Origin of the sequence: Pseudomonas sp. NPDC007930, assembly GCF_042958985.1 — a bacterium.
Taxonomy (GTDB): domain Bacteria; phylum Pseudomonadota; class Gammaproteobacteria; order Pseudomonadales; family Pseudomonadaceae; genus Aquipseudomonas.
In genome coordinates this window covers 167,947-191,529 of sequence record NZ_JBIBKC010000005.1, presented here as the reverse complement: position 1 = coordinate 191,529, position 23,583 = coordinate 167,947, and the positions used below count along the sequence as shown (strand labels likewise).

The 23,583-nt window shown below is 65.9% G+C and carries 25 protein-coding genes and 1 pseudogene; 8 read left to right on the top strand and 18 right to left on the bottom strand.

Annotated features, from left to right (window positions below; genetic code table 11):
• Positions 1 to 64 precede the first annotated feature (64 nt).
• From dnaQ to ACFZCE_RS13475, 10 genes are all read right to left on the bottom strand, one after another.
• Positions 65 to 799: a DNA polymerase III subunit epsilon gene (gene dnaQ / locus ACFZCE_RS13520; RefSeq protein WP_390939691.1), complete on the bottom strand. Its 735-nt coding sequence runs from the start codon at positions 797 to 799 to the stop codon at positions 65 to 67.
• 73 nt (positions 800 to 872) lie between these two features.
• Positions 873 to 1,217: a type II toxin-antitoxin system RelE/ParE family toxin gene (locus ACFZCE_RS13515; RefSeq protein ID WP_390939689.1), complete on the bottom strand. Its 345-nt coding sequence runs from the start codon at positions 1,215 to 1,217 to the stop codon at positions 873 to 875.
• Positions 1,218 to 1,230: 13 nt separating this feature from the next.
• Positions 1,231 to 1,479, bottom strand: a complete 249-nt coding sequence (locus ACFZCE_RS13510) for a hypothetical protein (RefSeq protein ID WP_390939687.1) — start codon at positions 1,477 to 1,479, stop codon at positions 1,231 to 1,233.
• 82 nt (positions 1,480 to 1,561) lie between these two features.
• Entirely contained in the window at positions 1,562 to 2,263 is a 702-nt protein-coding gene (locus ACFZCE_RS13505) for a response regulator (protein ID WP_390939685.1), read from the bottom strand.
• Entirely contained in the window at positions 2,260 to 4,884 is a 2,625-nt protein-coding gene (locus tag ACFZCE_RS13500; RefSeq protein ID WP_390939683.1) for a DUF4118 domain-containing protein, read from the bottom strand. The genes ACFZCE_RS13505 and ACFZCE_RS13500 overlap by 4 nt, the downstream gene beginning before the upstream one ends.
• Before the next feature lie 16 nt (positions 4,885 to 4,900).
• Entirely contained in the window at positions 4,901 to 5,461 is a 561-nt protein-coding gene (gene kdpC, locus ACFZCE_RS13495) for a potassium-transporting ATPase subunit KdpC (protein WP_390939680.1), read from the bottom strand.
• A 12-nt stretch (positions 5,462 to 5,473) separates the two neighbouring features.
• On the bottom strand, positions 5,474 to 7,519 hold the full coding sequence (kdpB, locus tag ACFZCE_RS13490; RefSeq protein ID WP_390939678.1) for a potassium-transporting ATPase subunit KdpB: 2,046 nt from the start codon (positions 7,517 to 7,519) through the stop codon (positions 5,474 to 5,476).
• The gene (kdpA, locus tag ACFZCE_RS13485; RefSeq protein WP_390939676.1) at positions 7,519 to 9,213 is read right to left on the bottom strand and encodes a potassium-transporting ATPase subunit KdpA; all 1,695 of its coding nucleotides are present in this window, start codon (positions 9,211 to 9,213) and stop codon (positions 7,519 to 7,521) included. The genes kdpB and kdpA overlap by 1 nt, the downstream gene beginning before the upstream one ends.
• Positions 9,214 to 9,222: 9 nt before the next feature.
• Positions 9,223 to 9,312 carry a K(+)-transporting ATPase subunit F gene (gene kdpF, locus ACFZCE_RS13480; protein ID WP_390939674.1) on the bottom strand — a complete coding sequence of 30 codons (90 nt, stop codon included), beginning with the start codon at positions 9,310 to 9,312 and terminating at the stop codon, positions 9,223 to 9,225.
• Positions 9,313 to 9,660: 348 nt separating this feature from the next.
• Positions 9,661 to 9,843, bottom strand: coding sequence for a hypothetical protein (locus tag ACFZCE_RS13475; RefSeq protein WP_390939672.1), 183 nt, complete (start codon positions 9,841 to 9,843; stop codon positions 9,661 to 9,663).
• 735 nt (positions 9,844 to 10,578) lie between these two features.
• Between ACFZCE_RS13475 and ACFZCE_RS13470 the strand changes: the two genes are divergently transcribed.
• Positions 10,579 to 10,878: a hypothetical protein gene (locus ACFZCE_RS13470; protein WP_390939670.1), complete on the top strand. Its 300-nt coding sequence runs from the start codon at positions 10,579 to 10,581 to the stop codon at positions 10,876 to 10,878.
• Between the two features lie 957 nt (positions 10,879 to 11,835).
• Positions 11,836 to 12,234 (top strand): type II toxin-antitoxin system PemK/MazF family toxin, encoded by a 399-nt coding sequence (locus ACFZCE_RS13465; protein WP_390939668.1) that lies wholly within the window; start codon positions 11,836 to 11,838, stop codon positions 12,232 to 12,234.
• Between the two features lie 150 nt (positions 12,235 to 12,384).
• Here the strand turns inward: ACFZCE_RS13465 and ACFZCE_RS13460 are convergent.
• Positions 12,385 to 12,492: pseudogene (locus ACFZCE_RS13460) on the bottom strand (integrase); the annotation flags it as partial.
• A gap of 248 nt (positions 12,493 to 12,740) precedes the next feature.
• Here ACFZCE_RS13460 and dusA point away from each other — a divergent pair.
• On the top strand, positions 12,741 to 13,751 hold the full coding sequence (dusA, locus tag ACFZCE_RS13455) for a tRNA dihydrouridine(20/20a) synthase DusA (RefSeq protein ID WP_390939666.1): 1,011 nt from the start codon (positions 12,741 to 12,743) through the stop codon (positions 13,749 to 13,751).
• Positions 13,752 to 13,886: 135 nt separating this feature from the next.
• Entirely contained in the window at positions 13,887 to 14,816 is a 930-nt protein-coding gene (tal, locus tag ACFZCE_RS13450; RefSeq protein WP_390939664.1) for a transaldolase, read from the top strand.
• Positions 14,817 to 14,889: 73 nt separating this feature from the next.
• Here the strand turns inward: tal and rssC are convergent, their stop codons facing one another.
• Both rssC and rssB read right to left on the bottom strand, forming a co-directional pair.
• Positions 14,890 to 15,372 carry an anti-sigma factor antagonist RssC gene (rssC, locus tag ACFZCE_RS13445; protein ID WP_390939662.1) on the bottom strand — a complete coding sequence of 161 codons (483 nt, stop codon included), beginning with the start codon at positions 15,370 to 15,372 and terminating at the stop codon, positions 14,890 to 14,892.
• Positions 15,369 to 16,553 carry a two-component system response regulator RssB gene (gene rssB, locus ACFZCE_RS13440; protein ID WP_390939660.1) on the bottom strand — a complete coding sequence of 395 codons (1,185 nt, stop codon included), beginning with the start codon at positions 16,551 to 16,553 and terminating at the stop codon, positions 15,369 to 15,371. The genes rssC and rssB overlap by 4 nt, the downstream gene beginning before the upstream one ends.
• A 278-nt stretch (positions 16,554 to 16,831) precedes the next feature.
• Between rssB and ACFZCE_RS13435 the strand changes: the two genes are divergently transcribed.
• On the top strand, positions 16,832 to 17,140 hold the full coding sequence (locus tag ACFZCE_RS13435; protein WP_390939658.1) for a PilZ domain-containing protein: 309 nt from the start codon (positions 16,832 to 16,834) through the stop codon (positions 17,138 to 17,140).
• 59 nt (positions 17,141 to 17,199) lie between these two features.
• Here the strand turns inward: ACFZCE_RS13435 and ACFZCE_RS13430 are convergent, their stop codons facing one another.
• On the bottom strand, positions 17,200 to 17,424 hold the full coding sequence (locus tag ACFZCE_RS13430; RefSeq protein WP_390939656.1) for a hypothetical protein: 225 nt from the start codon (positions 17,422 to 17,424) through the stop codon (positions 17,200 to 17,202).
• Between the two features lie 149 nt (positions 17,425 to 17,573).
• A complete protein-coding gene (locus ACFZCE_RS13425) occupies positions 17,574 to 18,269 on the bottom strand; it encodes an MlaA family lipoprotein (protein WP_390939654.1) in 696 nt (231 codons plus the stop codon).
• 164 nt (positions 18,270 to 18,433) lie between these two features.
• On the opposite strand from ACFZCE_RS13425, the gene ACFZCE_RS13420 reads away from it, so the two are divergent.
• Positions 18,434 to 18,700, top strand: coding sequence for a DUF4404 family protein (locus tag ACFZCE_RS13420; RefSeq protein WP_390939652.1), 267 nt, complete (start codon positions 18,434 to 18,436; stop codon positions 18,698 to 18,700).
• 3 nt (positions 18,701 to 18,703) lie between these two features.
• Here ACFZCE_RS13420 and queF read toward each other — a convergent pair whose 3' ends face one another.
• Positions 18,704 to 19,531, bottom strand: coding sequence for an NADPH-dependent 7-cyano-7-deazaguanine reductase QueF (queF, locus tag ACFZCE_RS13415; RefSeq protein ID WP_390939650.1), 828 nt, complete (start codon positions 19,529 to 19,531; stop codon positions 18,704 to 18,706).
• Between the two features lie 83 nt (positions 19,532 to 19,614).
• On the opposite strand from queF, the gene ACFZCE_RS13410 reads away from it, so the two are divergent.
• Positions 19,615 to 20,295: a heavy metal response regulator transcription factor gene (locus ACFZCE_RS13410; RefSeq protein ID WP_390939649.1), complete on the top strand. Its 681-nt coding sequence runs from the start codon at positions 19,615 to 19,617 to the stop codon at positions 20,293 to 20,295.
• The gene (locus tag ACFZCE_RS13405; protein WP_390939647.1) at positions 20,292 to 21,650 is read left to right on the top strand and encodes a heavy metal sensor histidine kinase; all 1,359 of its coding nucleotides are present in this window, start codon (positions 20,292 to 20,294) and stop codon (positions 21,648 to 21,650) included. Before ACFZCE_RS13410 ends, ACFZCE_RS13405 begins: the two co-directional genes overlap by 4 nt.
• Here ACFZCE_RS13405 and ACFZCE_RS13400 read toward each other — a convergent pair.
• Together ACFZCE_RS13400 and lolD are read right to left on the bottom strand one after the other, a co-directional pair.
• The gene (locus ACFZCE_RS13400) at positions 21,641 to 22,885 is read right to left on the bottom strand and encodes a lipoprotein-releasing ABC transporter permease subunit (protein WP_390939645.1); all 1,245 of its coding nucleotides are present in this window, start codon (positions 22,883 to 22,885) and stop codon (positions 21,641 to 21,643) included. The genes ACFZCE_RS13405 and ACFZCE_RS13400 overlap by 10 nt on opposite strands.
• A gap of 13 nt (positions 22,886 to 22,898) precedes the next feature.
• The gene (gene lolD, locus ACFZCE_RS13395; protein WP_390939643.1) at positions 22,899 to 23,582 is read right to left on the bottom strand and encodes a lipoprotein-releasing ABC transporter ATP-binding protein LolD; all 684 of its coding nucleotides are present in this window, start codon (positions 23,580 to 23,582) and stop codon (positions 22,899 to 22,901) included.
• Position 23,583: the final 1 nt, after the last annotated feature.

Sequence of the window (23,583 nt, the reverse complement as noted above, 5' to 3'; positions counted from 1 at the left end):
CGCAAATCTGGTGGGAGGCCGTGGTCCGGCACTCCGGCTGTGCCGGGCGAAGGGCCCTAGATGCCTACCCCCACAACGCCGGCCCACCCGCGGCCTTGGCCACCGCCTCCAGGCGCGCGGCGTGCTCGGCCAGCTCGGCCTCGCTGGCCATGATCACCCGCGACGGCTGGCGGCTGGCCGGCAGGCGGCGGATTTCACTGCCCTCGCGCCCACCGCTGTCGCCGTCGGCACCATTGCCGGCCAGCGACAAGGTGGTTTGCCCGCCGGTGATGGCCAGGTACACGTCGGCGAGCAACTCGGAGTCGAGCAAGGCGCCGTGCAAGGTCCGCTCGGAGAGGTCGATGCCGTAGCGTTTGCACAAGGCGTCGAGGCTGTTGCGCTGGCCCGGGTGGCGCGCGCGGGCCACCGCCAGGGAGTCGATCACCGTGCAGTACTGCGACAGGTCGGCCCGGTCATGCTGGCCGAGCAGGGCGAACTCGTTATTGAGGAAGCCCACGTCGAACGCCGCGTTGTGGATGATCAGCGTGGCGCCCTTGATGTACTCGTAGAACTCGTCGGCGACCTCGGCGAAGCGTGGCTTGCCGCGCAGGAACTCGCTGGTGATGCCGTGCACGCCGATCGCGCCCTCGTCGCTCTCGCGGTCAGGCTGCAGGTACACGTGGAAGTTGCGCTGGGTCAGGCGCCGGCGCACCACTTCCACGCAGCCGATCTCGAGCACCCGATGGCCGTCGGTGACCGGCATGCCGGTGGTTTCGGTATCGAGGACGACCCAACGATCGCCCGGAGTATTCAACGCCATGGGGGGCTCCTTTTTGCAGGCGGCGATGGTAACACGGCGGCGCCGCGGTTTCGTCGGGCCTGTGGCCCCTCCCCTAAAGCGGCTGGAGCAGGCAATAACGAATAAGGGCTTGCTGGACGTCCCGCTTGCCCCTGAGCAACAGCTCGACGGAAACCACCGAGGCAGGCTCGATCACTCTGTAGAACACGCGGTAGCCATTGAGGTTGAGTTCACGGTATTGAAGCACGCCCAACTCGCTCAGTTGTGGGCTGACCGGGAACTTGTCCGGCAGCGTTGCCAGGCTGGCCTCGATGGCATCGATCAGGGTTTCACCCTTGTTCAGCGCGGTTTGGTAGCCGTGGTAGATCGCGAGGTGTTCGACCTGATCTTCAATGCTGGATTGCGCCACTTCGGTATAACGCAGGCTGTACTGCTTCATGGCATAACCCAGTTCACTGATCGGCGAACCGCTTGGCCAGGCGAGCTTTCAGGTCACCACCGGAACTGTGCTTGCCTTGATCATATTCACGGCTGCTGATCGCCAGCAACTTGACCAGCGCAATGGTCTCATCACGGCGCTTATGCTCAGCGTAAGACTCCACAACATAGGCCGGCACGCCATTTTGGGTGACGACCATGGGCTCATCGAGCGGCAGATCGGCCGCGTGCTTCTTCAGAAAGCTGATGGTTTCAACGCGCATGTAAGCGGCTCCTGCGGGGCGGGTACCCGCCATATGGGCGCACTATAGACTAGATTCAGACCATAAATAAACCACTGGTCAATCAGGCTTGGCCGGCTCGCAAGCGATAACCCACGCCGGTTTCAGTCAGCAGGTAACGGGGCGCGGCCGGGTCGTCGCCGAGCTTTTGCCGCAGATGGCCGACCACGATGCGAAGGTAGTGGCTGTCTTCGCCGTGGCTCGGGCCCCAGATGTCGACCAGCAACTGGCGCTGGGTGACCACCCGCCCGGGGTGGCGCGCCAACTGCGCGAGCACCGCGTACTCCTTGCGGGTCAGTGCCACCTCGGCGCCGGCCAGGCGCACCTGGCGGGCGGCCAGGTCGATGCGCAGCTCGCCCAGCTCCAGCGCCGCGCCGGGCTGCGCCTGGCCGGCGCCTTGGCGCAGCAACGCGCGCACCCGGGCGAGGAATTCCTGGATGCCGAATGGCTTGGTCACGTAGTCATTGGCGCCGGCATCGAGCGCCTGCACCTTTTGCGCTTCACTGGCGCGCACCGACAGCACCAGCACCGGCACGCTGGCCCATTCGCGCAACTCGCGCAGCACCTGCTGGCCGTCTTGATCCGGCAAGCCGAGGTCGAGCACCACCAGGTCGGGCTGGGCCAGCGCCGCCTGGGCCAAGCCCTGCGCGCCGTTCTCGGCCTCGAGCACGCGGTAGCCCTGGGCGGCCAGGCTGATGCGCAGGAACTTGCGGATTTGCGCTTCGTCGTCGATGACCAGCACGGTCGCCGGGTGTGCGGTGCTCATGGGGTGCCTTGCGCGGCGGGGCCGGGATGAAGCGGCAAGCATAAAGCGATGCAGGTGCCGCGGCCAGCGTCGCCGTCGGCCACCTCGACGCGCCCACCGTGGGCGCCGACCATGCCCTGGCAGATCGCCAGGCCGAGCCCGGTGCCTTGCCCACCGCGGTCGCCGCGGGCGGCGGTGTAGAACAGGTCGAACACCCGCGCGCGCTCCTCCAGCGGGATGCCTGGGCCCTGGTCGCTCACCGCCAGCCGCAACTCGCCGGCCTGCACCTGGGCGCTGACCCGCACCAGGCCGCCGGCCGGGGAAAACCGCGCGGCGTTCTCCAGCACGTTGACCAGCGCCTGCTCGATCAGCGCCGCGTGCACGTACAGCAACGGCAACGGCTCGGCCAACTGCGCCTCGAGCCGCAGCGGTGCGAGCACCGCGCGCAGGCGCTGGGTGGCCGAGGCGACGATGTCGGCCACCGCCACCCAGTCCCGGGCCAGGGCCAGCGCGCCGTGGCCGAGGCGGGTCATGTCGAGCAGGTTCTGGATGTAGCGGTCGAGCCGCTCGCATTCCAGGCGGGTGCTTTCCAGCAACTCATCGCGGTCGGCCGGGCTCAGGGCGGCGCCCAGCAGTTGCAGGCTTTCGATGCTGCCGCGCATGGCGGTGAGCGGCGTGCGCAGGTCGTGAGACACCGACGCCAGCAAGGCGCTGCGCAGTTGTTCGGTTTCACCGTGCAGGCGCGCGGCCTCCAGTTGCTCAGCCAGGTGCGCGCGGGCCAGGGCCTGGGCCAGTGGTTGGCAGAGGGCGGCGAGCAAACGCCGGCGCTCATCGCTCAGTGGCCCGGCGGCGCTGCGCAGGCCAACCAGCGCCAGGGTGCCCTGCTCACCCAGCAACGGCCACCAAGCGTAGGCACTGGCCGGCAAGGTGGCACTGCCCTGCCCGGCCGCCTGCCCATGCTGCCAGGCCCAGGCGGCGGCGGCGTGGTCGGCGGCGCTGGCCCCCGGCGGCAACGCCAGTTCGTTGCCAGGGCCGCGCTCGGCGAGTACCACGCTCACCTGCGGCCACGCTTCGAAATGCCGGCGCGCGGCCTCCAGCACCTGGGCGCGGTCAGTGGCGGCGGCCAGCCGGCGCGACAGCTCCAGCAACTCGTGGGTGTGCGCCTGGCTCGCGCCGAGGGCGCGCCATTGGCGGCGCTGGGCGGTGGCGAGGTTGCCGGTGACGGTGGCCATGAGCAAAAAGAACAACAGCGTGAGGAGGTCTTCGCGCAGGTTGATGCTCAGCGAAAACAGCGGTGCGATAAACAGAAAGTCGTAGAGCAAAAACGACAGCCCGGCACTGAGCAGCGCCGGGCCAAGGCCGCCGCGCACCGCCACCAGCAGCACCGCCATCAGAAACACCAGCGACAGGTTGGGCAACGCCAGCCACTGGTTGACGCCCCAGGCCAGCGCCGCCGCCAGCGCCGGGGCCAGCAGCGCCAGCAGGTACTCCCGCGGCCGCGCCGGCGAGGGCCGGCGCGCGGGCTGCGCGTGGGCAGCCGAGTCGCGGCCCAGCAGCGCCACCTCCAGGCCCGGGCCCGCGCGCAGCACCTGCCCCGGCACGCCAAGGCGCCAACGGCGGGCCCGGGCAGTGCCGAGCAGCAACACGCTGGCGCGGCGCTCGCCGGCATGGCGCAACAGCGCCGCGGCGACCTTCGCGCCGCGCAGCAGCACCACTTCCCCGCCCAGGCGCTCGGCCAGTTGCTGGGCCGCCTGCAGGCGCTGGCGCTGGGCTGGGTCACCGGGCTGGCCGGTGTCTACGTAGACCAGGCTCCAGGGCAAGTGCCGGCGCTGCGCCACCCGGCTGGCATGGCGCACCAGGCGCTCGGCCTGGCCATCGCCGTTGACCGCCACCAGCAGCCGCCCGCGCACGCTGGGCGCGGCCACGCCCTGGCGGCGGTAACCCTGGGCCAGATCGCCATCGACCTGGGCGGCCGCGGTTTGCATGGCCAGCTCACGCAGGGCACTGAGGTGGGTGGGGGTGAAAAACGCCTCGATGGCGGCGCGGGCCTGCTCGGGCATGTACACCTTGCCCTCGCGCAGCCGCTCGAGCAGCTCGCGCGGTGGCAGGTCGACCAGCACCAGTTCATGGGCCTCGAGCAGCACCCAGTCGGGCACGGTTTCGCGCACCTGCACACCGGTGATGCCGCGCACCTGGTCGTTGAGGCTTTCGAGGTGCTGCACGTTGACCGTGGTGTGCACGTCGATGCCGGCGGCGAGCAGTTCGTGAACGTCTTGCCAGCGTTTGCCGTGGCGGCTGCCCGGGGCGTTGCTGTGGGCCAGCTCATCGACCAGCGCCAGCGCCGGGCGGGCCGCCAGCACCGCGTCGAGGTCAAGCTCCTCGAGGGTGCGCTCGCGGTAGCGCAGGCGTGCCAGCGGCTGGCGCGCCAGGCCCACCAGCAGCGCTTCGGTGCCGGCGCGGCCGTGGGTTTCGACCACCGCCGCGAGTACCTTGACCCCTTGCCGTTGCAGATGGTGGGCGGCGCGCAGCATGGCGCAGGTTTTACCCACCCCGGCGGCGGCGCCCAGGTACACCTTCAGGCGGCCGCGGCCATTGCCGGGCAGGCCCGCCAACAGCGCATCGGCACGGCCGGCATCACTCATGGGGCGCGCTTCCTGTTCATTGAGGCTGCGACGGTAACCGATCCAGCGCGCGGTTCAAAGCCAGCACGTTGACCACCGGCGGGCCGACCCAGGGGGTGCGGGTGTTTGCCGTGACCACCTGCTCGACGGCGGCCACCGGCAAGCCCCGCGCCGCAGCGATGCGCGGGGCCTGCCAGAGGGCGGCCTCAGGCGGCAGGTCAGGGTCCAGGCCGCTGCCGGAGGTGGTCAGCAGCGCCAGCGGTACCGGCCCGCTGCCCTGGGGCGCCCACTGCGCGGCCGCGGCATTGATGCGCTGGGCCAGCGCCGGGTTGCTCGGTGCCAGGTTGCTGGCGGCGCTGGCCACGGTGGCGTAATCGCCGGCCGAGGGCCGCGGCTGGAACTCACCGGCGCCGGTGAAGGGCTGGGCGATCAACGCCGAGCCGATCACCTGGCCCTGGGCATCGCGCAGCAGGCTGCCGCCGGCCTGTTCGGCAAAGGCCAGCCGCGCCACCGCGGTGACCAGCAACGGGTAGGCCACGCCGGTGATCAGGCTCAGCGCCAGCAACAACATCAGGGCGGGGCGAACGAGGGTTTGCATGGTGAGCACTCCTTAAACCAGGTGCAGGGCGGTGAGCAACAGGTCGATGGCCTTGATGCCGATGAACGGCACCACGATCCCTCCCAGGCCGTAGATCAGCAGGTTGCGCCGCAACAACTGCGCGGCATCCCGCGCCTGCACGCGCACGCCACGCAAGGCCAGCGGGATCAACGCCACGATGATCAGCGCGTTGAACACGATCGCCGAGAGGATCGCGCTCTGCGGGCTGTGCAACTGCATCAGGTTGAGCACGCCCAGTTGCGGGTAGATCGAGGCGAACAGCGCCGGCAGGATGGCGAAGTACTTGGCCACGTCGTTGGCCACTGAAAAGGTGGTCAGCGCGCCGCGGGTCACCAGCAACTCCTTGCCGATGCGCACCACCTCGAGCAGCTTGGTCGGGTCGCTGTCGAGGTCGACCAGGTTGGCCGCCTCGCGGGCCGCCTGGGTGCCCTCGTTCATGGCCATGCCTACGTCAGCCTGGGCCAGCGCCGGGGCGTCGTTGGCGCCGTCGCCGCACATCGCCACCAGGCGGCCGTCGTCCTGCTCCTGGCGGATGCGTTCGAGCTTCTTCTGCGGCGTGGCTTCGGCGATCAGGTCGTCGACCCCGGCCTGGGCGGCGATGGCGGCGGCGGTCAGCGGGTTGTCACCGGTGACCATCACCGTGCGGATGCCCAGCTCGCGCAAAGCACTGAAGCGCTCGCGAATGCCCGGCTTGACCACGTCGGTCAACTCGATCGCGCCCAGCAGCCGCGCGCCCTGGCACACCAGCAGCGGCGTGCCGCCGGCCTGGGCGATGCGCGCCAGCTCTGCGGCCAGCGCCGCGGGCAACTGCGCGCGCGCCTGGCCCAAGTAGGCCAGCAACGCATCCACCGCGCCCTTGCGGTAGCACTGGCCGTGTACATCCAGCCCAGACAACCGTGTTTCAGCGCTGAACGCCACCGCCTGCGCGCCCTCTTCCACGGCCCGGCGCGGGGTGCCGAGGGCTTCGATAAACGCCACCACCGACTTGCCCTCGGCGGTGCCATCGGCCAGCGATGCGAGCAAGGCTGCCTCGGCCAGCTCGGCCTGGCTCACCCCAGGCGCGGCGAACAACGCGGTGCAGCGGCGGTTGCCGAAGGTGATGGTGCCGGTTTTATCCAGTAGCAGCACGTGCACGTCGCCAGCGGCCTCCACCGCCCGGCCAGACTTGGCGATCACGTTCAGCCGCACCAGGCGGTCCATCCCGGCGATGCCAATGGCCGACAACAAGCCGCCGATGGTGGTGGGGATCAACGTCACCAGCAAGGCCACCAGAAACACCAGCGGCAGCTCGCCACCGGCAAAGCGCGCGAAGGGCTGCAGGGTGACCACCACCAGCAGGAAGATCAGCGTCATGCCGATCAGCAGGATGTCTAGCGCCACCTCGTTGGGGGTTTTCTGCCGGCGGGCGCCTTCGACCAAGGCGATCATCCGGTCGAGGGTGGACTCCCCCGGGTTGGCGGTGATGCGCAGCAGCAGCCAGTCCGAGACCAGCCGGGTATTGCCGGTCACCGCCGAGCGGTCGCCGCCCGATTCACGGATCACCGGCGCGGATTCGCCGGTAATCGCCGCTTCGTCCACCGCGGCAATGCCTTCGAGCACCTCGCCGTCGCCGGGGATCATCTCGCCGGCCTCCACCCGCACCACATCGCCCTGGCGCAGGGCGCTGGCCGGCACCCGCTCAAAGCCGCCGCTGGCCAACCGGCGGCGCGCTGTGAGGCCCTGGTTGTTGGCCCGCAGGCTGTCGGCGCGGGCCTTGCCGCGGCCTTCGGCGAGGGCTTCGGCAAAGTTCGCGAACAGCACCGTGAACCACAGCCACAGGGCAATCTGCAGCCCCACGGCGAACGGCACGCCGGCTTCGGGCACCAGGCACAGCACGCTGGTGAGCACGGCGGTCAGTTCGACCACCAGCATCACCGGCGCGCGCTTGAGCTGGCGCGGGTCGAGCTTGACGAACGCCTGCAGCAGCGCCGGCCGCCACAGCGCCAGCAAGCCGATGGGGCGCAACACGGGTTGGCTTACATCAACGGGTAGGTTCATCACAGGCCCCGGTTACTGAGGTGGTCTGCCACGGGCCCGAGGGCCAGGGTGGGCAGAAAGGTCAGGCCGCCGACCAGGAGAATGGTCACGGCCAACAGCACTACGAACAACAGCCCGTGGGTGGGGAAGCTGCCCGGCCCCAGCGGCATGGGCTTTTTCGCCGCCAGGCTGCCGGCCAGGGCCAGCACCGGCAGGATGTAGCCAAAGCGCCCGAGCAGCATCGCCAGGCTCAGCATCAGGTTGTGCACGGTGCTATTGGCGGCGAAGCCGCCGAAGGCCGAACCGTTGTTGGCGGTGGCCGAGGTGTAGGCGTACAGCAACTCGCTGAAGCCATGGGCGCCGGGGTTACCAAGCGCCGCGCCGATGCCGGGCAGGCAGGCGGCGATCGCCCCCAGTACCAGTACGCCCAGGGGCATTACCAGCAGGGTCGCGACCAGCAGCTTGACCTCATGGGCCTGGAGCTTCTTACCGAGGTATTCCGGGGTGCGGCCGATCATCAGCCCGGCCAGGAACACGGCGATCAACACGAACAGCAGCATGCCGTACAAGCCCGCCCCCACCCCGCCGAAGATCACTTCGCCGACCATCATGTTGGCCATCGCCACCAGGCCGGTGAGCGGGTTGAGGCTGTCGTGCATGCCATTGACCGAGCCGTTCGAGGCGGCCGTGGTGACCACCGCCCAGAGGCTGGTGGCGGTGGCGCCGAAGCGGGTTTCCTTGCCCTCCAGCGGCGCGGCCTGCTGCACCACGCTGGCCAGCCCCGGCAGCGGCTGCTGCTCGCTGTACAGCGCCAGCGCGCCACCGGCTAGCAGTAACACCAACATGGTGGCGAGGATCGCGCGGCTTTGCCGCAGGTCTTTGACGTAATGGCCGAAGCTGAACACCAGCGCCGCCGGGATCAGCAAGATCGCCGCCAGCTCCAGCAGGTTGCTCAAGGCCGTGGGGTTCTCGAACGGGTGCGCCGAGTTCACCCCGTAGAAGCCGCCGCCGTTGGTGCCCAGTTGCTTGATCGCCACCTGGCTGGCCACCGGCCCCAACGGCAGGCTCTGGGTGCCGCCGTGCAGGGTGTGGGCATCCACATAGCTGGCAAAGGTTTGCGGCACGCCCTGCCACACCAGCAGCAGCGCCAGCCCCAGGCACAGCGGCAGCAGCCCGTACAGGGTGGCGCGGGTGAGGTCTGCCCAGAAGTTACCTACACTGCGCGCCGAACGCCGGGCGATGCCGCGGCACAATGCCACCAGCACGGCAATGCCTGTGGCGGCGCTGACGAAGTTCTGCACCGCCAGGCCGAGCATCTGGCTCAGGTAGCTGAGCGAGGCCTCACCGCTGTAAGCCTGCCAATTGGTGTTGGTGACAAAACTCACCGCGGTGTTGAACGCCAACGCCGGCTCCAGCCCCGGCACCCCCTGGGGGTTCAGCGGCAGTACACCTTGCAGCAGCAACAGTGCCCACAGCACCAGCAACCCGGCGGCGTTGAACGCCAGCAGGGCCAAGGCGTAGCGCTGCCAACTCTGCTCCTGCGCCGGGTCCACCGCCGCCAGCCGGTAGCAGCCCCGCTCCAGCGGGCCCAGCAGCGGCTGCAGCCAGGTGCGCTGGCCTTCCATCACCCGGTAATAAAACCGCCCCAGCGCTGGCGCGGGCGCCAGCACCAAGGCCAGGAACCCCAGCACCAGCGCGATATCGTACGTGTGCATGGCCGCCCCCTACTCCCGCCCGGCGCGCAGCAGCGCCACCAGCAGGTAGCCGAACAACCCTATGGCCAGCAGCCCTGAAACCCCTTGCATGATGCTCATGTGCGTAACCCCTCCCAGGCGATATGGCCGTGGCGAGATTGTCGGCAAGGGTGGCGTAAAGAAACGAGGTGGGGGGTGGGGCGGGGGGATAAAGATTGTGTAAAGAAAGAAGCGCTGCCCGAGGGAGCGAGCGTGGGGATAATGCCCCGCCTAAACCCTGGCATCAGGCGCACTCCCCATGCCAATGTGTAACCCGTGCTATAACGGCGAAACCCTACGCGAGGATGTGCTTGGGCGCTTGGCTGGCACAGCGCCTCGAAGCGGCAGGCTTAGGCAGTGCCCGGCGGTATCTGGCGGAACGGGCTGCCTACGGTCGCGGGCTAGCTCGGCAGCCTGGCCGTTGCCCGTTCAGCGCAGCGTGCCACCCTTGGGCTGGAACGCCGGCAGCCCCGGCGCCAGCCGCTGCTCCAGGGTACTGGCATAGGTGGTGGCTTCCTGCTCGGTGCGGAACGACGCCGACACACTGCCGACCGTCACCCGCCAGGGCCGCTGGCCCTTGGCCTCTGCCTTGATGCTTACCTTCTTGTCCATACGGTGCTCCTTGGGGCTCGGCCCATGTCATCAAACAGTCATAAGAGAATCATATGGATCGATGGATCCGATGTCGAATGAAAGTGATGTGTCTGGGCCGGTACTTTAGGAGGGGGGCTGTGCCGTAACATTGTTCGTTCAAACAATCAGAGCACCAAATCGATGGTGAAAAGCCCTGATCTGCTTCGGTGGCGCCACTGAGCGTATTACCTGACTAGCCCCTCGCCCGCCACAGCCGGCCCCCACCCGACTTGTGTGGTTCCTGGTCTCCTGGGCAACACCTCCACCGTGAACTGCTTGGCTATCTCGACTACCACAGAGGGGGCAGCCATGCCTGTGCACAACCCGCCTCATCCCGGTGAAGTGTTGAACGAAGCGCTCGATGAAACCCCGAGCAAGCTGGCCACTATTGAAAAATAGCAGAGCCAAGCGCTGCCAGGCTCAATGCCATTTTTGAGGCAGAACGGGCCATACGAGTAGAGCAGACCACGGCGTTGATCGGATCACCAAAGGTCGAGTTGGAGATTCTGAAGGACTTGGCCGAGCAAGGCGCAAGCAGCGCGGTGGGGCGGCGAAGTTGCCCGCTAACCTCAGCCCAAATAACCTTTCATGCAAATTCGGAGTGGCCGCTCTGTCTCGAATCGAAAATCAGCTAGACGGCTCCGTGTGTGAGAATTTGCAAACGCCGGCGAGTTAGGTAACTATCCACGCCTATCTGCTTTTTAGGAACGAATAATGAGTGCAAGCAACCCTATAGTGTACGCCTCTACCTTGGGCAAGAAGCAAAGGTTTGACCAGCTTGGCGAGTGGGGGCTTGCCGCATTAGGCGCTCCTGCCTTTTTGGTTTCGAGCTTCTTTTTGTATGTCATCACACAGCTATGGCCGGAGATCGATAAAAGCGCTATTCACCTAGGTTTCACCGTAAACTTGGCCATCTGCCTTCTTCCCGTGGGTGGTTTCGCCGTCGTGGCCTGGCTGTTTGGCTGTATCGCACTGCGCTGCCACAATTTGCTATTCGAAAGATTATTTCAGTAAACAAGAGCCCTCATCGGGAGAGGCTCTTCAAGCCACGCCTCCTTCACGGCGCCCCCCACTGTCACTACATACTGTTCAATGCCGCACTGTCGCAGTTTTTAAGCCTGACTCTGTATTCTGACGCCACGAAAGCAACCAGGCAGCAACAGTGCTCATGCCCACCGACTATCACCACGGCGTCCAAGCTCTGGAAATCGACGAGGGCTCGCGTCCCATTCGCACAGTAAGGGGTTGGGGAAATCACACCAACGCCGCGTGTTTGTCGATGGCCCAGAACAACGCACGTGCGGCAACCCCACTCGAGCTGGTCTGCGCGGACGACTTCAGCCTAGGTAGCACCTGGATCATTTCAGCGAAAGCTCATGAGCGGAGACGTCAACCTGCCAATGGTGCAGATGACACCTACGCACAAGGGCGCTTGATAGATCTCTGCGCGGCGCGATCAGGCCAGGGCGGAGAGTGCCAAGCTGCAAAGCCGAGCGTATCGGCGCGCGGACTGATGCGCACGCAAAGGGCGCTGCGGCTCGGGTCTATGCGCCCCAGAGGCAACCCGCGTTACCACGTTGTAATAACGAGCATTCTGTATTACATTGTTCCCACGCCCCGATGAGGGAGGGCGATCCCACCTAATCACTACGCAGGCAGCGGCACCCTCAACCGCACTACATCCGCTGAACACGCGGTGTTGGAGATGTTTAACCATGATCACTCAGATTCGAAGGATAGGTAATAGCGCTGGCGTTGTTATACCCACCGTCATGCTTAAGGAGGTGCAGTTCGCAATAGGTACGGAAATAGATATGGCCGTGGTAGACGGAACCCTAAGTATCAGGCGGCATCGGACATCTGGAAGACGGGGAAGCCGAGAAATCTCGCTCGACTGGCTGCTCGAAGACTTCCGGGATGTCGCACATGACTTAATCCCAGGCGCATATGGCGCAGAGGCAACAAATAGCGATGAAGATTCAAATTGATAGCAACAGGCGCGCGGCGCTGGTTCCCGGCGACGTTATCAATATCAACCTTAATCCGACTGCTGGGCATGAAACGCAAAAATGGCGCCCGTGCATTGTAATCAGTGAAGGCGGTCTTAACCAACTGAGCACTACGGTGCAGGTGGTACCGCTGACAAGCGGCAGCGGTGCCATCATGCGCCTGTTTCCTAAGCTTGAGACGCACCAGAATAATTGCAACGTCTACGGGACTGCCATTGTGACGCAGATGCGCGCGGTGGATCCAGTGGCGCGCCAAGCCGAACTCATCGGCCAAGTCACCGACCAAGACTTTATGGATGCGCTTCGCTTGCGCATCGCTGCATGTTTCGGCATCACTATCGAATTGCTCGATCCCCAGTAGCAACCGGGACGGGTATAACGCCGTGAGTTGAGCACTACTCGCTCAACTCCGCAATAGCTGTTGGATGCTTCTGGCAGAACCCTATCCTACTTGCGGGCCAAAACTTTATTGACTCAGCCCCAGTTCTACTATGGAACCGAGTACTGGCACCTACCCTCTCCAAGCCGCATAAGGATCATTTCGGCCACGCCAATGCGTGTAGCGCCTCAGAAAGTCCCAATCCCGGTGGCCAGACACCCTAGCCGCTCTGGGAGTATCCGCAGCGTTTCGCCCAGGCCTTGGCTCACTGCTGACGATCAACGGTTTGGCTTTCCTGATAGACTCGCTCACGTTGCCTAAACAACCGAATTCCGTCGTATATCCATACGAGCAGTCTCTGCGTTGACGCTTTCTGATCGATGCCATGAATCACCGGTACATGGGAGTTTCGCACTGATACAGTGTGCCAGTGAGGGCTCAAAACCACGGAAAACTGAGACAAATCGCCCCAAAACATGTTGCCAAGTATGATCATCGAATACGCCTCTAACCCAGTAACCCCGCGCCTTGAACCGTCCCGCCGCTTCTCCGTGGCGCCGATGATGGACTGGACCGACCGCCACTGCCGGCATTTCCACCGCTTGCTGTCCCAGCACGCGCTGCTGTACACCGAAATGGTCACCACCGGTGCCTTGCTCAACGGCGATGCCGCGCGGTTCCTGCGCTACAACGACAGCGAACACCCGTTGGCGCTGCAGTTGGGCGGCAGTGTGCCGGCCGACCTCGCCGCCTGTGCGCGGCTGGCCGAGCAGGCCGGCTACGATGAGGTGAACCTCAACGTTGGCTGCCCCAGCGACCGGGTGCAGAACAACATGATCGGCGCCTGCCTGATGGGCCACCCGGCGCTGGTGGCCGATTGCGTAAAGGCCATGCGCGATGCGGTGTCGATCCCGGTGACGGTCAAGCACCGCATCGGCATCAACGGCCGCGACAGCTTCGAGGCGCTGTGTGATTTCGTTGGCCAGGTGCGCGAGGCCGGCTGCCGCAGCTTTACCGTGCACGCGCGGATTGCCATCCTCGAAGGCCTGTCGCCGAAAGAAAACCGCGAAATCCCGCCGCTGCGCTACGACGTGGCCGCGCAATTGAAGGCGGCCTTCCCGGACCTCGAGCTGGTGCTCAACGGCGGCATCAAAACCCTGGGCGAGTGCCTTGGCCACCTGAATACCTTCGACGGCGTGATGCTCGGCCGCGAGGCGTATCACAACCCCTACCTGCTGGCGGAGGTCGACGCGGCGCTGTTCGGCGCGGCGCAGCCGCCGGTCAGCCGCTTCGGCGCGTTGCAAGGCATGCGCCCGTACATCGAGGCGCATTTGGCCGAGGGCGGCGCGATGCACCACATCACCCGCCACATGCTCGGGCTGGCGCAAGGCTTCAAGGGCGCGCGGCGGTTCCGCCAGTTGCTCTCGGTAGACATCCACAAGGCCGCCGACCCGCTGGCGCTGTATGACCAGGCGGCGGCGATCGTCGAGGGCCGCTAAGCTCACAACCGGCCGGAACCTCGCAGCGCCACCGAACTCCAACAAACCTACGCTTTCAGGTAGCGCTGCCCCGCCCCATTGAGGGGCAGGCAGCGCTGGGTTAATGTCGCTATTCCAACAGGACAGAGAACGCTCATGACTTCCAAGCTGGAACAACTCAAGCAATTCACCACGGTCGTGGCCGACACCGGCGATCTGGATGCGATCAAGCGCCTCAAGCCGCAGGATGCCACCACCAACCCGTCCCTGTTGCTCAAGGCCGTGCAACTGCCCGGCTACGCGGAGCTGGTGAAAAAAGCCATCGGCGCCGCCAACGGCAACGTCGAAGTGGCCAGCGACGCGCTGAACGTAGCGGTCGGCGGTGAAATCCTCAAGGCTATCCCCGGCCGCATCTCCACCGAGGTCGACGCACGGTTGTCGTTCGACACCCCGGCCATGCTGAAAAAAGCCAACCACTTGATCGAACTGTACGAGAAGAACGGCGTGGGCCGTGACCGCGTGCTGATCAAGCTGGCCTCTACCTGGGAAGGCATTCGCGCCGCCGAGCAGCTCGAGCGCGATGGCATCCAGTGCAACCTGACCCTGCTGTTCTCCTTCGCCCAGGCCGTTGCCTGCGCCGAAGCCGGCGTGTTCCTGATCTCGCCGTTCGTGGGGCGCATCTACGACTGGTACAAAAAAGCCAACAACACCGACTACACCGGCGCCGAAGACCCAGGCGTACAGTCGGTCACGCGCATTTACAACTACTACAAAACCCACGGCTACAACACCGTGGTCATGGGCGCGAGCTTCCGCAATACCAGCCAGATCGAACACCTGGCCGGCTGCGACCGCCTGACCATCAGCCCCGACCTGCTCGACAAGCTGGCTGCTGACGAAGGCACCCTCGCCCGCGCCCTGGCGCCGAACAAGAACGGCGAGGCCAAGCTGGCGCTGAACGAAGGCACCTTCCGTTGGCTGAACAACGAAGACGCCATGGCCACCGAGAAACTCGCCGAAGGCATCCGCGGCTTCGCCCGCGACCAGGAGAAGCTCGAGAAGCTGATCAGCGAATACAAAGGCTGATCACACCGGGCAACAAAAAAGGGCGGCCCCGCGAGGGGCCGCCCTTTTTCATGGTGGGTTCATCGGCGGGCGGTCAGGAGCGCTCCAGGGCGTTGACCAAGTCATGGAACGCCTCGCGGTTGGAGTCGTTCAGCCCCATGAGAATTTTGTGCGCCTCGAGCACCTTGGATTTGACCACGTCTTCGTCTTGGTCCTGGGACGGCAAGTCGGTCAGGCATTCCGGGCACGGGATCGGCGTTTCGACGATGTTGAACACCTGATCGAAACCCATCGACTGCAGCAGCCGGGTGATGTCTTCATGGGTGGTGACCACGGTCGGCAGCAGGCCAACCTTTTGCCGCGACAGGATCGACAGCTTGGCCAGCAAGCCCAAGGTGGTGCTGTCGATGCTGCGGGTTTCGGTGAGGTCGATGACGATCGCCGAAAAATCCAGCGCGCAGAAGATTTTTTCGATCGTCGCATCCAGCGCCGAGCAGAGCGTCAGGCGCACCTCACCGACGAATTTCAGCACGAACGTGCCGTCTTGCTCGGCGAACTGGATTCTACCGGTACTCATTCAAAATTCCTGCTTAGCACCATGAGCGCGATATCGTCCGGCATCTCGCCCAGGGTGGCCAATCCAAAACTGCGGCGCAAGCCATCCAGGCTGCCGCCCGCTGCCTTGATGATTTCAGGCAAGGCAGCCTCTTTGTCTTTGAGTGTTTCGCCTGGCAAAAGGTCCAGAATGCCGTCGGAGAACAGTGTCAGGCTGAAACGCTCGGGTAATTCGATTTCATGGTCACTGTAGCTGGCCTCGTCGAACAGGCCCACCGGCATGCCGCGCCCTTGCAGGTAGCGCGCGCCTTGGTCAGTGTAGATCACCGGAAGCGGCAAGTGGCCACCAATGCTGTAGGTCAGCACTCCGCGCTGCTGGTCGATCACCCCGCCGACCATGGTCACGTGCTTGCCCAGGCGGCAGTTGAGCAGGCCGCGGTTGATGTGGGCCAGCACCTGCGAGGGTTTGAAGTCCGGCAGCCCGCCCGCGCGCTTGGACTCGAACATCAGCCGCGTGGTCATGAACTTCAGCAGCACCGTGACGAACGCCGAAGACGCCCCATGGCCCGACACGTCGGCCAGGTAAAAGGCCAGGCGGTGCTCGTCTACCCGGAAGCAATCGACGAAATCACCCGATAGGTACAGGGACGGGATGATCTGGTGTTCGAAGCGAAAACCGTCGGTCACCCAAGGGTTTACCGGCAGCATGTTCATCTGAACCTGGCGCCCGGCGTTCTGGTCTTCCTGTAACAGGTGCAGGCTCGCCTCGAGCTCCCGGTTGGCGGTCTCGAGCTTCTCGCGATAGCGCTGGTTCTCGCGCACCAGGCGCGAGCGGTCCAATGCCCGCGCAACCGAATGCTCGAGCACGGCGAGGTCTTCGAGCGGCTTGATCAGGTAGTCGGCCGCGCCCAGGCGCAGCGCCTCGACGGCGTCGGTCATCACCCCGGCGCCGGACACCACGATGACCGGCGTGTCGCTGGAGCGCTCGTTGATGCGGCGGATCAGCTCCAGGCCGCCCATCTGCGGCATGCGCAGGTCGCACACGATCAGGTCGGGCTGTTGCTGTTCGAACACCTGAAGGCCCTGCTGGCCATTGTTGGCCTGCAGTACGCGAAAGCCGCTGTCTTCAAGATAGGCGGCCAGGCTCGCGCGAACGACCTCGTCATCGTCGATTAGAAGCAGCGTTGCACTGGTGTTCGGCATGTGGGCAAACGGCGCCAGAAATTGGTTGGCATAAGGAGGGCTCGGCCGTGGCTGAACTCACTTACTGGATTCACTTCTGGCCCCTCGGCGGCTCCCGGGCGGCAAGCCTGGGGCGCACGGAGCAGAGGTGCCCTTCAAGGCGCAGACGGTACTCCCATCCGCTGGCCGTTTCAAGCGTGCACCGATGGTCGCGGCGCGACTTTACAGGCTAAATCGCTGGGCGTTATAAGAATGCCCAGATGTAGCCCTCAGATTCATAATCAAACAGGACGCATAGCATGAACCGACTCGACTACAGCGAAAAACGCGATTTCATCCGCATGGCGATGGACGCCGAGGTCACGCTGCGGACTCACGGCCAGACCCTGCGCGGGGTGTGCCGCGACCTGTCGAGCAACGGCATGCAGGTAGAAGCCCGCTGCCCGGCCCAGGAAGGCGAGCAGATGAACGTGATTATCCCCTCGCGCCACCCGGAGCTGGCCGACCTCGACGCGCTGTGCGAGGTGGTGCGGGTCGAGCCGGCCGGGGTGGACGGCCAGTTGCTCGGCTTGCGGATTCTGGAGATGGACGGGGTGAAGATCGCCTGAGCCGGGGCTGAGGACCCTTCAACCGGCGTGGCCAGCCTCCCCCGGGGCCGCACAGCCCCTCAAGCCACCTTGGAAATCTTCTGCGCCACCCCGCGCAAGTCGGAGATGGACGACGCCAGGCCATTGAGCTGGCGCTCGATCGAGTCGATGTCGGCGCCGTTGTCTGGCCCGGGCATGTGCCGCAGGTACACGGCGTGCCCCTCGAGCACCTTGGACAGCGCGGCCAGGTGCGCGGCGGTGCCTTCGAGGTCAAGCAGGATGTTTTCCAGCGGTTCGATCTGCATGGTAGCTCCCAATGCCCGATTGAAACGTGGCCAGTGTAGACAATTCTGGCCGCTTGCCTGTCTATTTCGCCCGCCGCGCGCGCTTCTTGAACACATTCGGGTATCGAAACCGCTACGTAGCCCAGCCTTTTCGATACCCACGGGTGTGCTTAGAAGTCGTCTTCGACCTGCCCGTCCTTGACCTTGTACTCGCGGTTCTGCAGGTAGGCATTGCGCACGAAGCTGTACTTGTCGCCCCGCACCAGTTTTTCGGCAGACAGCAGGCTGGCGCGGGTGTCGAGGATGTTCAGCCCGAAGATCGTGTTGCGGGTGGGCACATGGTCGATGTAGCGATAGGGGTAGGTGTAGGTGTCGGGGTACTTGGCCAAGGCATCGCGCACATCGCTCGGGCCGAAGAACGGCAATACCACGTACGGGCCGGAGGGCACGCCCCAGTAGCCGAGGGTCTGGCCGAAGTCTTCGTCGCTGCGCTGCAGGCCCATGCGGGTGCCGACGTCGAAGAAGCCGAGCAGGCCGAAGGTGGTGTTGAAGATCAACCGGGCGACGTCTTTGCCCGCCGCCGCCGGCTTGGCCTGCAGCAGGTTGTTGGCCAGGTTGGTGACGTCACCGACGTTGTTGAACATGTTGTGCACGCCGTCCTGCAGGAACTGCGGGGTGACGTACTGGTAACCCTGGGCCAGTGGCTTGAGGGTGTAGGTGTCGACGGTGTCGTTGAAACGGAAGACGGTGCGGTTTACCCCTTCCCATGGGTCTTGCTCGGCTGCCTGGGCAGCCAGCGGCGCGAGCACCAGCCCCGCGGCCAGGCAGGCCAACGGGCCGAAACGGCGCGCTTGGTTGTAACGCATCGGGCATCTCCTCGAAGGGCTAAGGCTTTCTGAATATTTCATGAAAAACGCCCTAGTATAAGTAACAGCGGCTGATCGCGCACTGGCAAGCCGATGTCATCGGCCGCGAACCTTTAGCCTGCCCGGCGGGTCAATGGAAGTGCCTGCTTTTGAAGGAGAAACCCATGCCTGTGCGCGAACTGGAAGAAGAACTGGCCGCCTTGCGCGACCAGTTGGAGCAAAACCCGCCGTTGTCACTGGAGGAGCGCGAGCACCTGCAGGAACTGGCCACGCAGATCGAAGCACGGATCAAGCTGGCCGATGCCACCCAGCAGCCCGACAGCCTCACCGACGGGCTGAACCTGGCGGTAGAGCGCTTGGAACTGGAATACCCGAAGGTGGCCGGGGTGCTTCGCGACATCGTCACCAAGCTCGGCAGCATGGGCGTTTAGCCCTTACTGGCGGGCCAGCCGGGCGTTGCCCCAGGCCTGGGCGTGGGTGCTGCGGCACGGGTTGATGTCGAGCCCGCCGCGGCGCACGTAGCGCGCATACACCGAGAGCCGCTGCGGCTGCAGCAGCGCCTGCAGGTCAAGGAAGATCCGTTCCACGCACTGCTCGTGGAAGTCCGAGTGCTGGCGGAAGCTCACCACGTAGGCGAGGAAGCTGGCGTGGTCGAGCGGTTTGCCCTGGTACTCCACCACCACCGTGCCCCAGTCGGGCTGGCCGGTGACCGGGCAGTTGGATTTCAACAGGTGGCTGTGCAGCGCCTCGCTCACCTCGCCCTCGCCGGCGCGCAACTGCGTGGCGCTGGGGTGCTCGTAGGCATTGACCTGGATGTCCAGCGCATCGATGCACTGCCCGGGTACCGCGGCGATGCCTTCAGCCTGGGCCTGGGCCAGCGTCTTCACGCTCACCTGCACCGGCGCGCCAGCAGCGGCCGAGAGGTCCCGCTCTAGGCACGCCTGCACGTCGGCCACGCTGGCGAAAGGGGACTGGTTCAGTGAGTTCAGGTACAGCTTGAACGACTTCGACTCGATGATATTCGGCGAGCCGGCCGGAATACGGAACTCGGCGACGGCCACCACCGGCTTGCCCGAGGGCAGCAGCCAGGACAGCTCGTAGCAGTTCCACACGTCTACCCCCTGCCAGGGCAGCGCATCGCCCTGCACGCCGAGCTCGGCCCATTTGCCCGCGCGGGGGATCGGGAACAACAGCCCGGGGGTGTAAACGGCGATGTATTCACTGGCCTTGCCCAGTGGGGAGTGTTCGGCAGCGGGGTGCATGGAAAAACCTGGTCAAAAAATTCCCGGGTATTGTACCGGCGTTTCCTTAAAATAACTGCCCTCGCCCCGCTCACAGGCCCGCCATGAAACTGCTGCTCGTCGAAGACCAGGCCAAGACCGGCCACTACCTGCGCCAGGGCCTGAGCGAAGCCGGCTACGCCGTGGACTGGGCCGAAGACGGCCTGAGCGGCGAGCACCTGGCCTTGGCCGGCGGCTACGCGCTGTTGATTCTCGACGTGATGCTGCCGGGGCGCGACGGCTGGCAGATCCTCCAGGCGGTGCGTGGCGCCGGGCTCGACACCCCGGTGCTGTTTCTGACCGCCCGCGACGCGGTGGCCGACCGCGTGCATGGGCTGGAGCTGGGCGCCGACGACTACCTGGTCAAGCCGTTCGCCTTCGCCGAGCTGCTGGCGCGGGTGCGCACCCTGTTGCGCCGCGGCGCCAGCCCAAGCCTGGCGACCACCCTGGGCCTGGCCGACTTGCACCTTGACCTGCTGCGCCGGCGCGCCGAGCGTGGCGGCCAGCGGCTCGACCTCACCGCCCGGGAATTCGCCCTGCTTGAACTGCTCCTGCGGCGCCAGGGCGAAGTGCTGCCCAAATCGGTGATCGCCTCGCAGGTGTGGGACATGAACTTCGATAGCGACACCAACGTGATCGAAGTGGCGATCCGCCGCTTGCGCGCCAAGGTCGATGACCCGCACCCGGCCAAGCTGATCCACACCGTGCGCGGCATGGGCTACGTGCTCGAGGCGCGGCCGGCATGAGCCGCCCTACCCTGGCGGCGCGCCTGGGCCTGCTGTTCGCCGCCTGCACGGCGGTGGTGTCGTTGCTGGCCGGGGTGCTGTTCAGCCGCGCCAGCGAGGCGCACTTCCTTGAGCTCGACCAACAACTGCTCGGCAACCGCCTGGCAGCGCTGAGCCAGGTGCTCGAGGGGGTCGCCAGCCCGGCGGCGCTGCCCGCGCGGCTGCCGGCGCTGCGCCAGGAACTGGCACACGCCCCGGATCTCGGCCTGCGCCTGCTCGGCGCCAACGGCGCGGCCTGGTTCGACGAGCGCAGCCCAGCGCCGGCCAGCGCCGCTCCGCTGGGGCTGACCAGCGTGCACAACGGCGCTGGCGCCTTCCGCGTGCTGAGCGCGCCGTTGGGTAGCGGCGCCGAGGCCCCCGTGCTCGAATTGTGGCTCGACATCACCCACCACCAGCATTTTTTGCAGCGCATGCAACGGCTGATCTGGCTCACGGTCGGCTGCTCGGCGCTGGCCACCGCGCTACTCGGCGCCTGGGCCGCGCGCCAGGCGTTGGCGCCGCTGCGGCGGATGGGCGAGGTGGCCGCCAGTGTGCAGGCCACTTCGCTGACCGCGCGGCTGCCGGAACAGGCCATGCCGGCGGAGCTGGCCGAGGTGGCGCGCACCTTCAACGCCATGCTCGAACGGCTGGAAGGGGCGTTCGAGCGGCTGGCCGGGTTCAGCGCCGACATCGCCCATGAGCTGCGCACCCCCTTGACCAACCTGCTCACCCACACCCAGGTCACCCTGGCCCAGCCGCGGGCGCTGGAAGACTACCGCGAGGCCCTGCACGGCAACCTCGAGGAGCTGCAACGCCTGGGGCAACTGGTCAACGACATGCTGTTGCTGGCCAAGGCCGACCACGGCCTGATCCGCCCGGGGCTACAGCCGCTGGCACTGGCCGACGAGGCCGCCGAGCTGCTCGATTACTACCGGCTGCTGGCCGACGACGCCGGCATCAGCCTGACCCAGCACGGCCAGGCACACCTGGCCGGGGACCGCGGCCTGCTGCGCCGGGCGCTGGCCAACCTGCTGGAAAACGCCCTGCGCTACACCCCCGCCGGTGGCGAGGTGCGCGTGATCATCGAGCACACCGAGGGGGTGGCCACACTGGCGGTGTTCAACACCGGCCCGCAGGTGCCTGCCGAGCAGTTGGCGCGGCTGTTCGACCGCTTCTACCGCGCCGACCCGGCCCGCGCCGCGGCCGCGGGCAGCCACCACGCCGGGCTGGGCCTGGCGATCACCCGTTCGATCGCCCAGGCCCATGGCGGCACGCTAACGGCCGAAGCCGCCGAAGGTGGCATGGCCTTCACCCTGGCCCTGCCGGCTCACTCGTAACGCAGCGCCTGCGCCGGCTCTACCTGGGCCGCGCGCCAGGCCGGGTACAGCGTGGCAAGAAAGCTCATCATCAGCCCGGCAAAGCAGATCAACGCCACGTCGCTCCATTGCAGCTGCGACGGCAGGTTGCTGATGAAGTACACGTCCGAGGTAAAGATGTGCTGGCCGGTCAAGCGCTCGAGCGCGCCGACGATCGCGCTGACGTTCAGCGCGGCGATCACCCCGAGCACCCCACCGATCACCGTCCCGGCGATGCCGATCAGCGAGCCCTGCACCACGAAGATGCCGAGAATCTGCCGCGGCGTGGCGCCAATGGTGCGCAGGATGGCGATGTCGGTGCCTTTGTCGTTCACCACCATCACCAGCGTGGCGATGATGTTGAACGCCGCCACTGCGACGATCATCAGCAGCAACAGGCCGATCATGGTTTTTTCCATCTTCATCGCGCTGAACAGGCTGCCCTGGGTGTGAGTCCAGTCCTCGGGGCGGTATTGGCTGCCCAGGCCCTTGGCGATGTCGCTGGCCACCTGGGGGGCAGTCCACAGGTCACGCACCTTCAGCCGCACGCTTTGCACCTGGTTGGGCTGCCAGCGCTGCAGGTCGGCCGCGTCCTGCACGTTGATCAAGGCCAGGCTGCTGTCGATCTCGGCGCCGACCTTGAAGATACCCACCACCGTCAGCCGTTGCAGGCGCGGGGTGATACCCCCTGGCGTGCCGCTGACTTCCGGCACGATCAGGGTGATCTTGTCACCCGGCAGCAGGCGGAACCGGCGCGCGGTGATGTCACCGATGATCACCCCGAACTCACCGGGCTTGAGCGCTTGCAGGTCACCGGCCTTGATGTGCGAAGCAACGATCGACACCTGGCCTTCGAGGGCCGGGTCGACCCCGCTGACCTGGATCGGCTGCATCGCGCCCTTGAACGAGAGCATGCCGTCGAGCTGGGTGAAGGGCACCGCGGCCTGCACCTCGGGGTTTTTCATTGCCGCCGCGGCCACCGGGCGCCAGTCGTCCAGCGGCTGGGTGGCGCCCACGGTGGCGTGGGGCACCATGCCAAGAATGCGCGTGCTCATTTCCTGCTGGAAGCCGTTCATCACCGACAACACCACGATCATCGCCAGCACGCCCAGCGCCAGGCCGATCATGGAGGTCATCGAGATGAACGAGATGAAGTGGTTGCGGCGCTTGGCCCGGGTGTAGCGGCTGCCGATGAAGATCGCTAAAGGTCTGAACATGTGCGCCTCGGAATCAGAGCGGGGCCAGGCGGCCTTCGTCGAGCTTGAGGGTGCGATCCATCTGCCGCGCCAGGGCGAGGTCGTGGGTGACCACCAGGAACGCGGTATTGAGCTGCTGGCTCAGCTCGAGCATCAGCTCCTGGATGCCCTGGGCGGTGTGCTGGTCGAGGTTGCCGGTGGGCTCATCGAGCATCACCAGCCCCGGCCGGTTGACCAGCGCGCGGGCAATCGCCACCCGCTGGCGCTCGCCACCAGACAACTCAGCCGGCTTGTGCGACAGCCGATGGCCCAAGCCGACCCGCTCCAGCAGCGCGGTGGCGCGCTGGCGGGCCTCGGCGATCGAGGCCTTGCCGATCAGCAACGGCATGCACACGTTCTCCAGCGCGGTGAACTCGGCCAGCAGGTGGTGGAACTGGTACACGAAGCCCAGCGCGCGGTTGCGCAGCAGGCCGCGGTCCCGCTCGTTCAGCGCCGAGAGCTGTTCGCCGGCCAGCCAGACGCTGCCTTCGGTGGGCGTGTCGAGGCCGCCGAGCAGGTTGAGCAAGGTACTTTTGCCCGAGCCGGAGGTACCGACGATCGCTACCCGCTCACCGGCGTACAACTCCAGTTGCAGGTTGTGCAGCACCACCACCTTCTCGGGGCCTTCTTCGTAGGCTTTGCCCAGGTTGCGGCAGCTCAACACGGCTTGGTCGTTCATA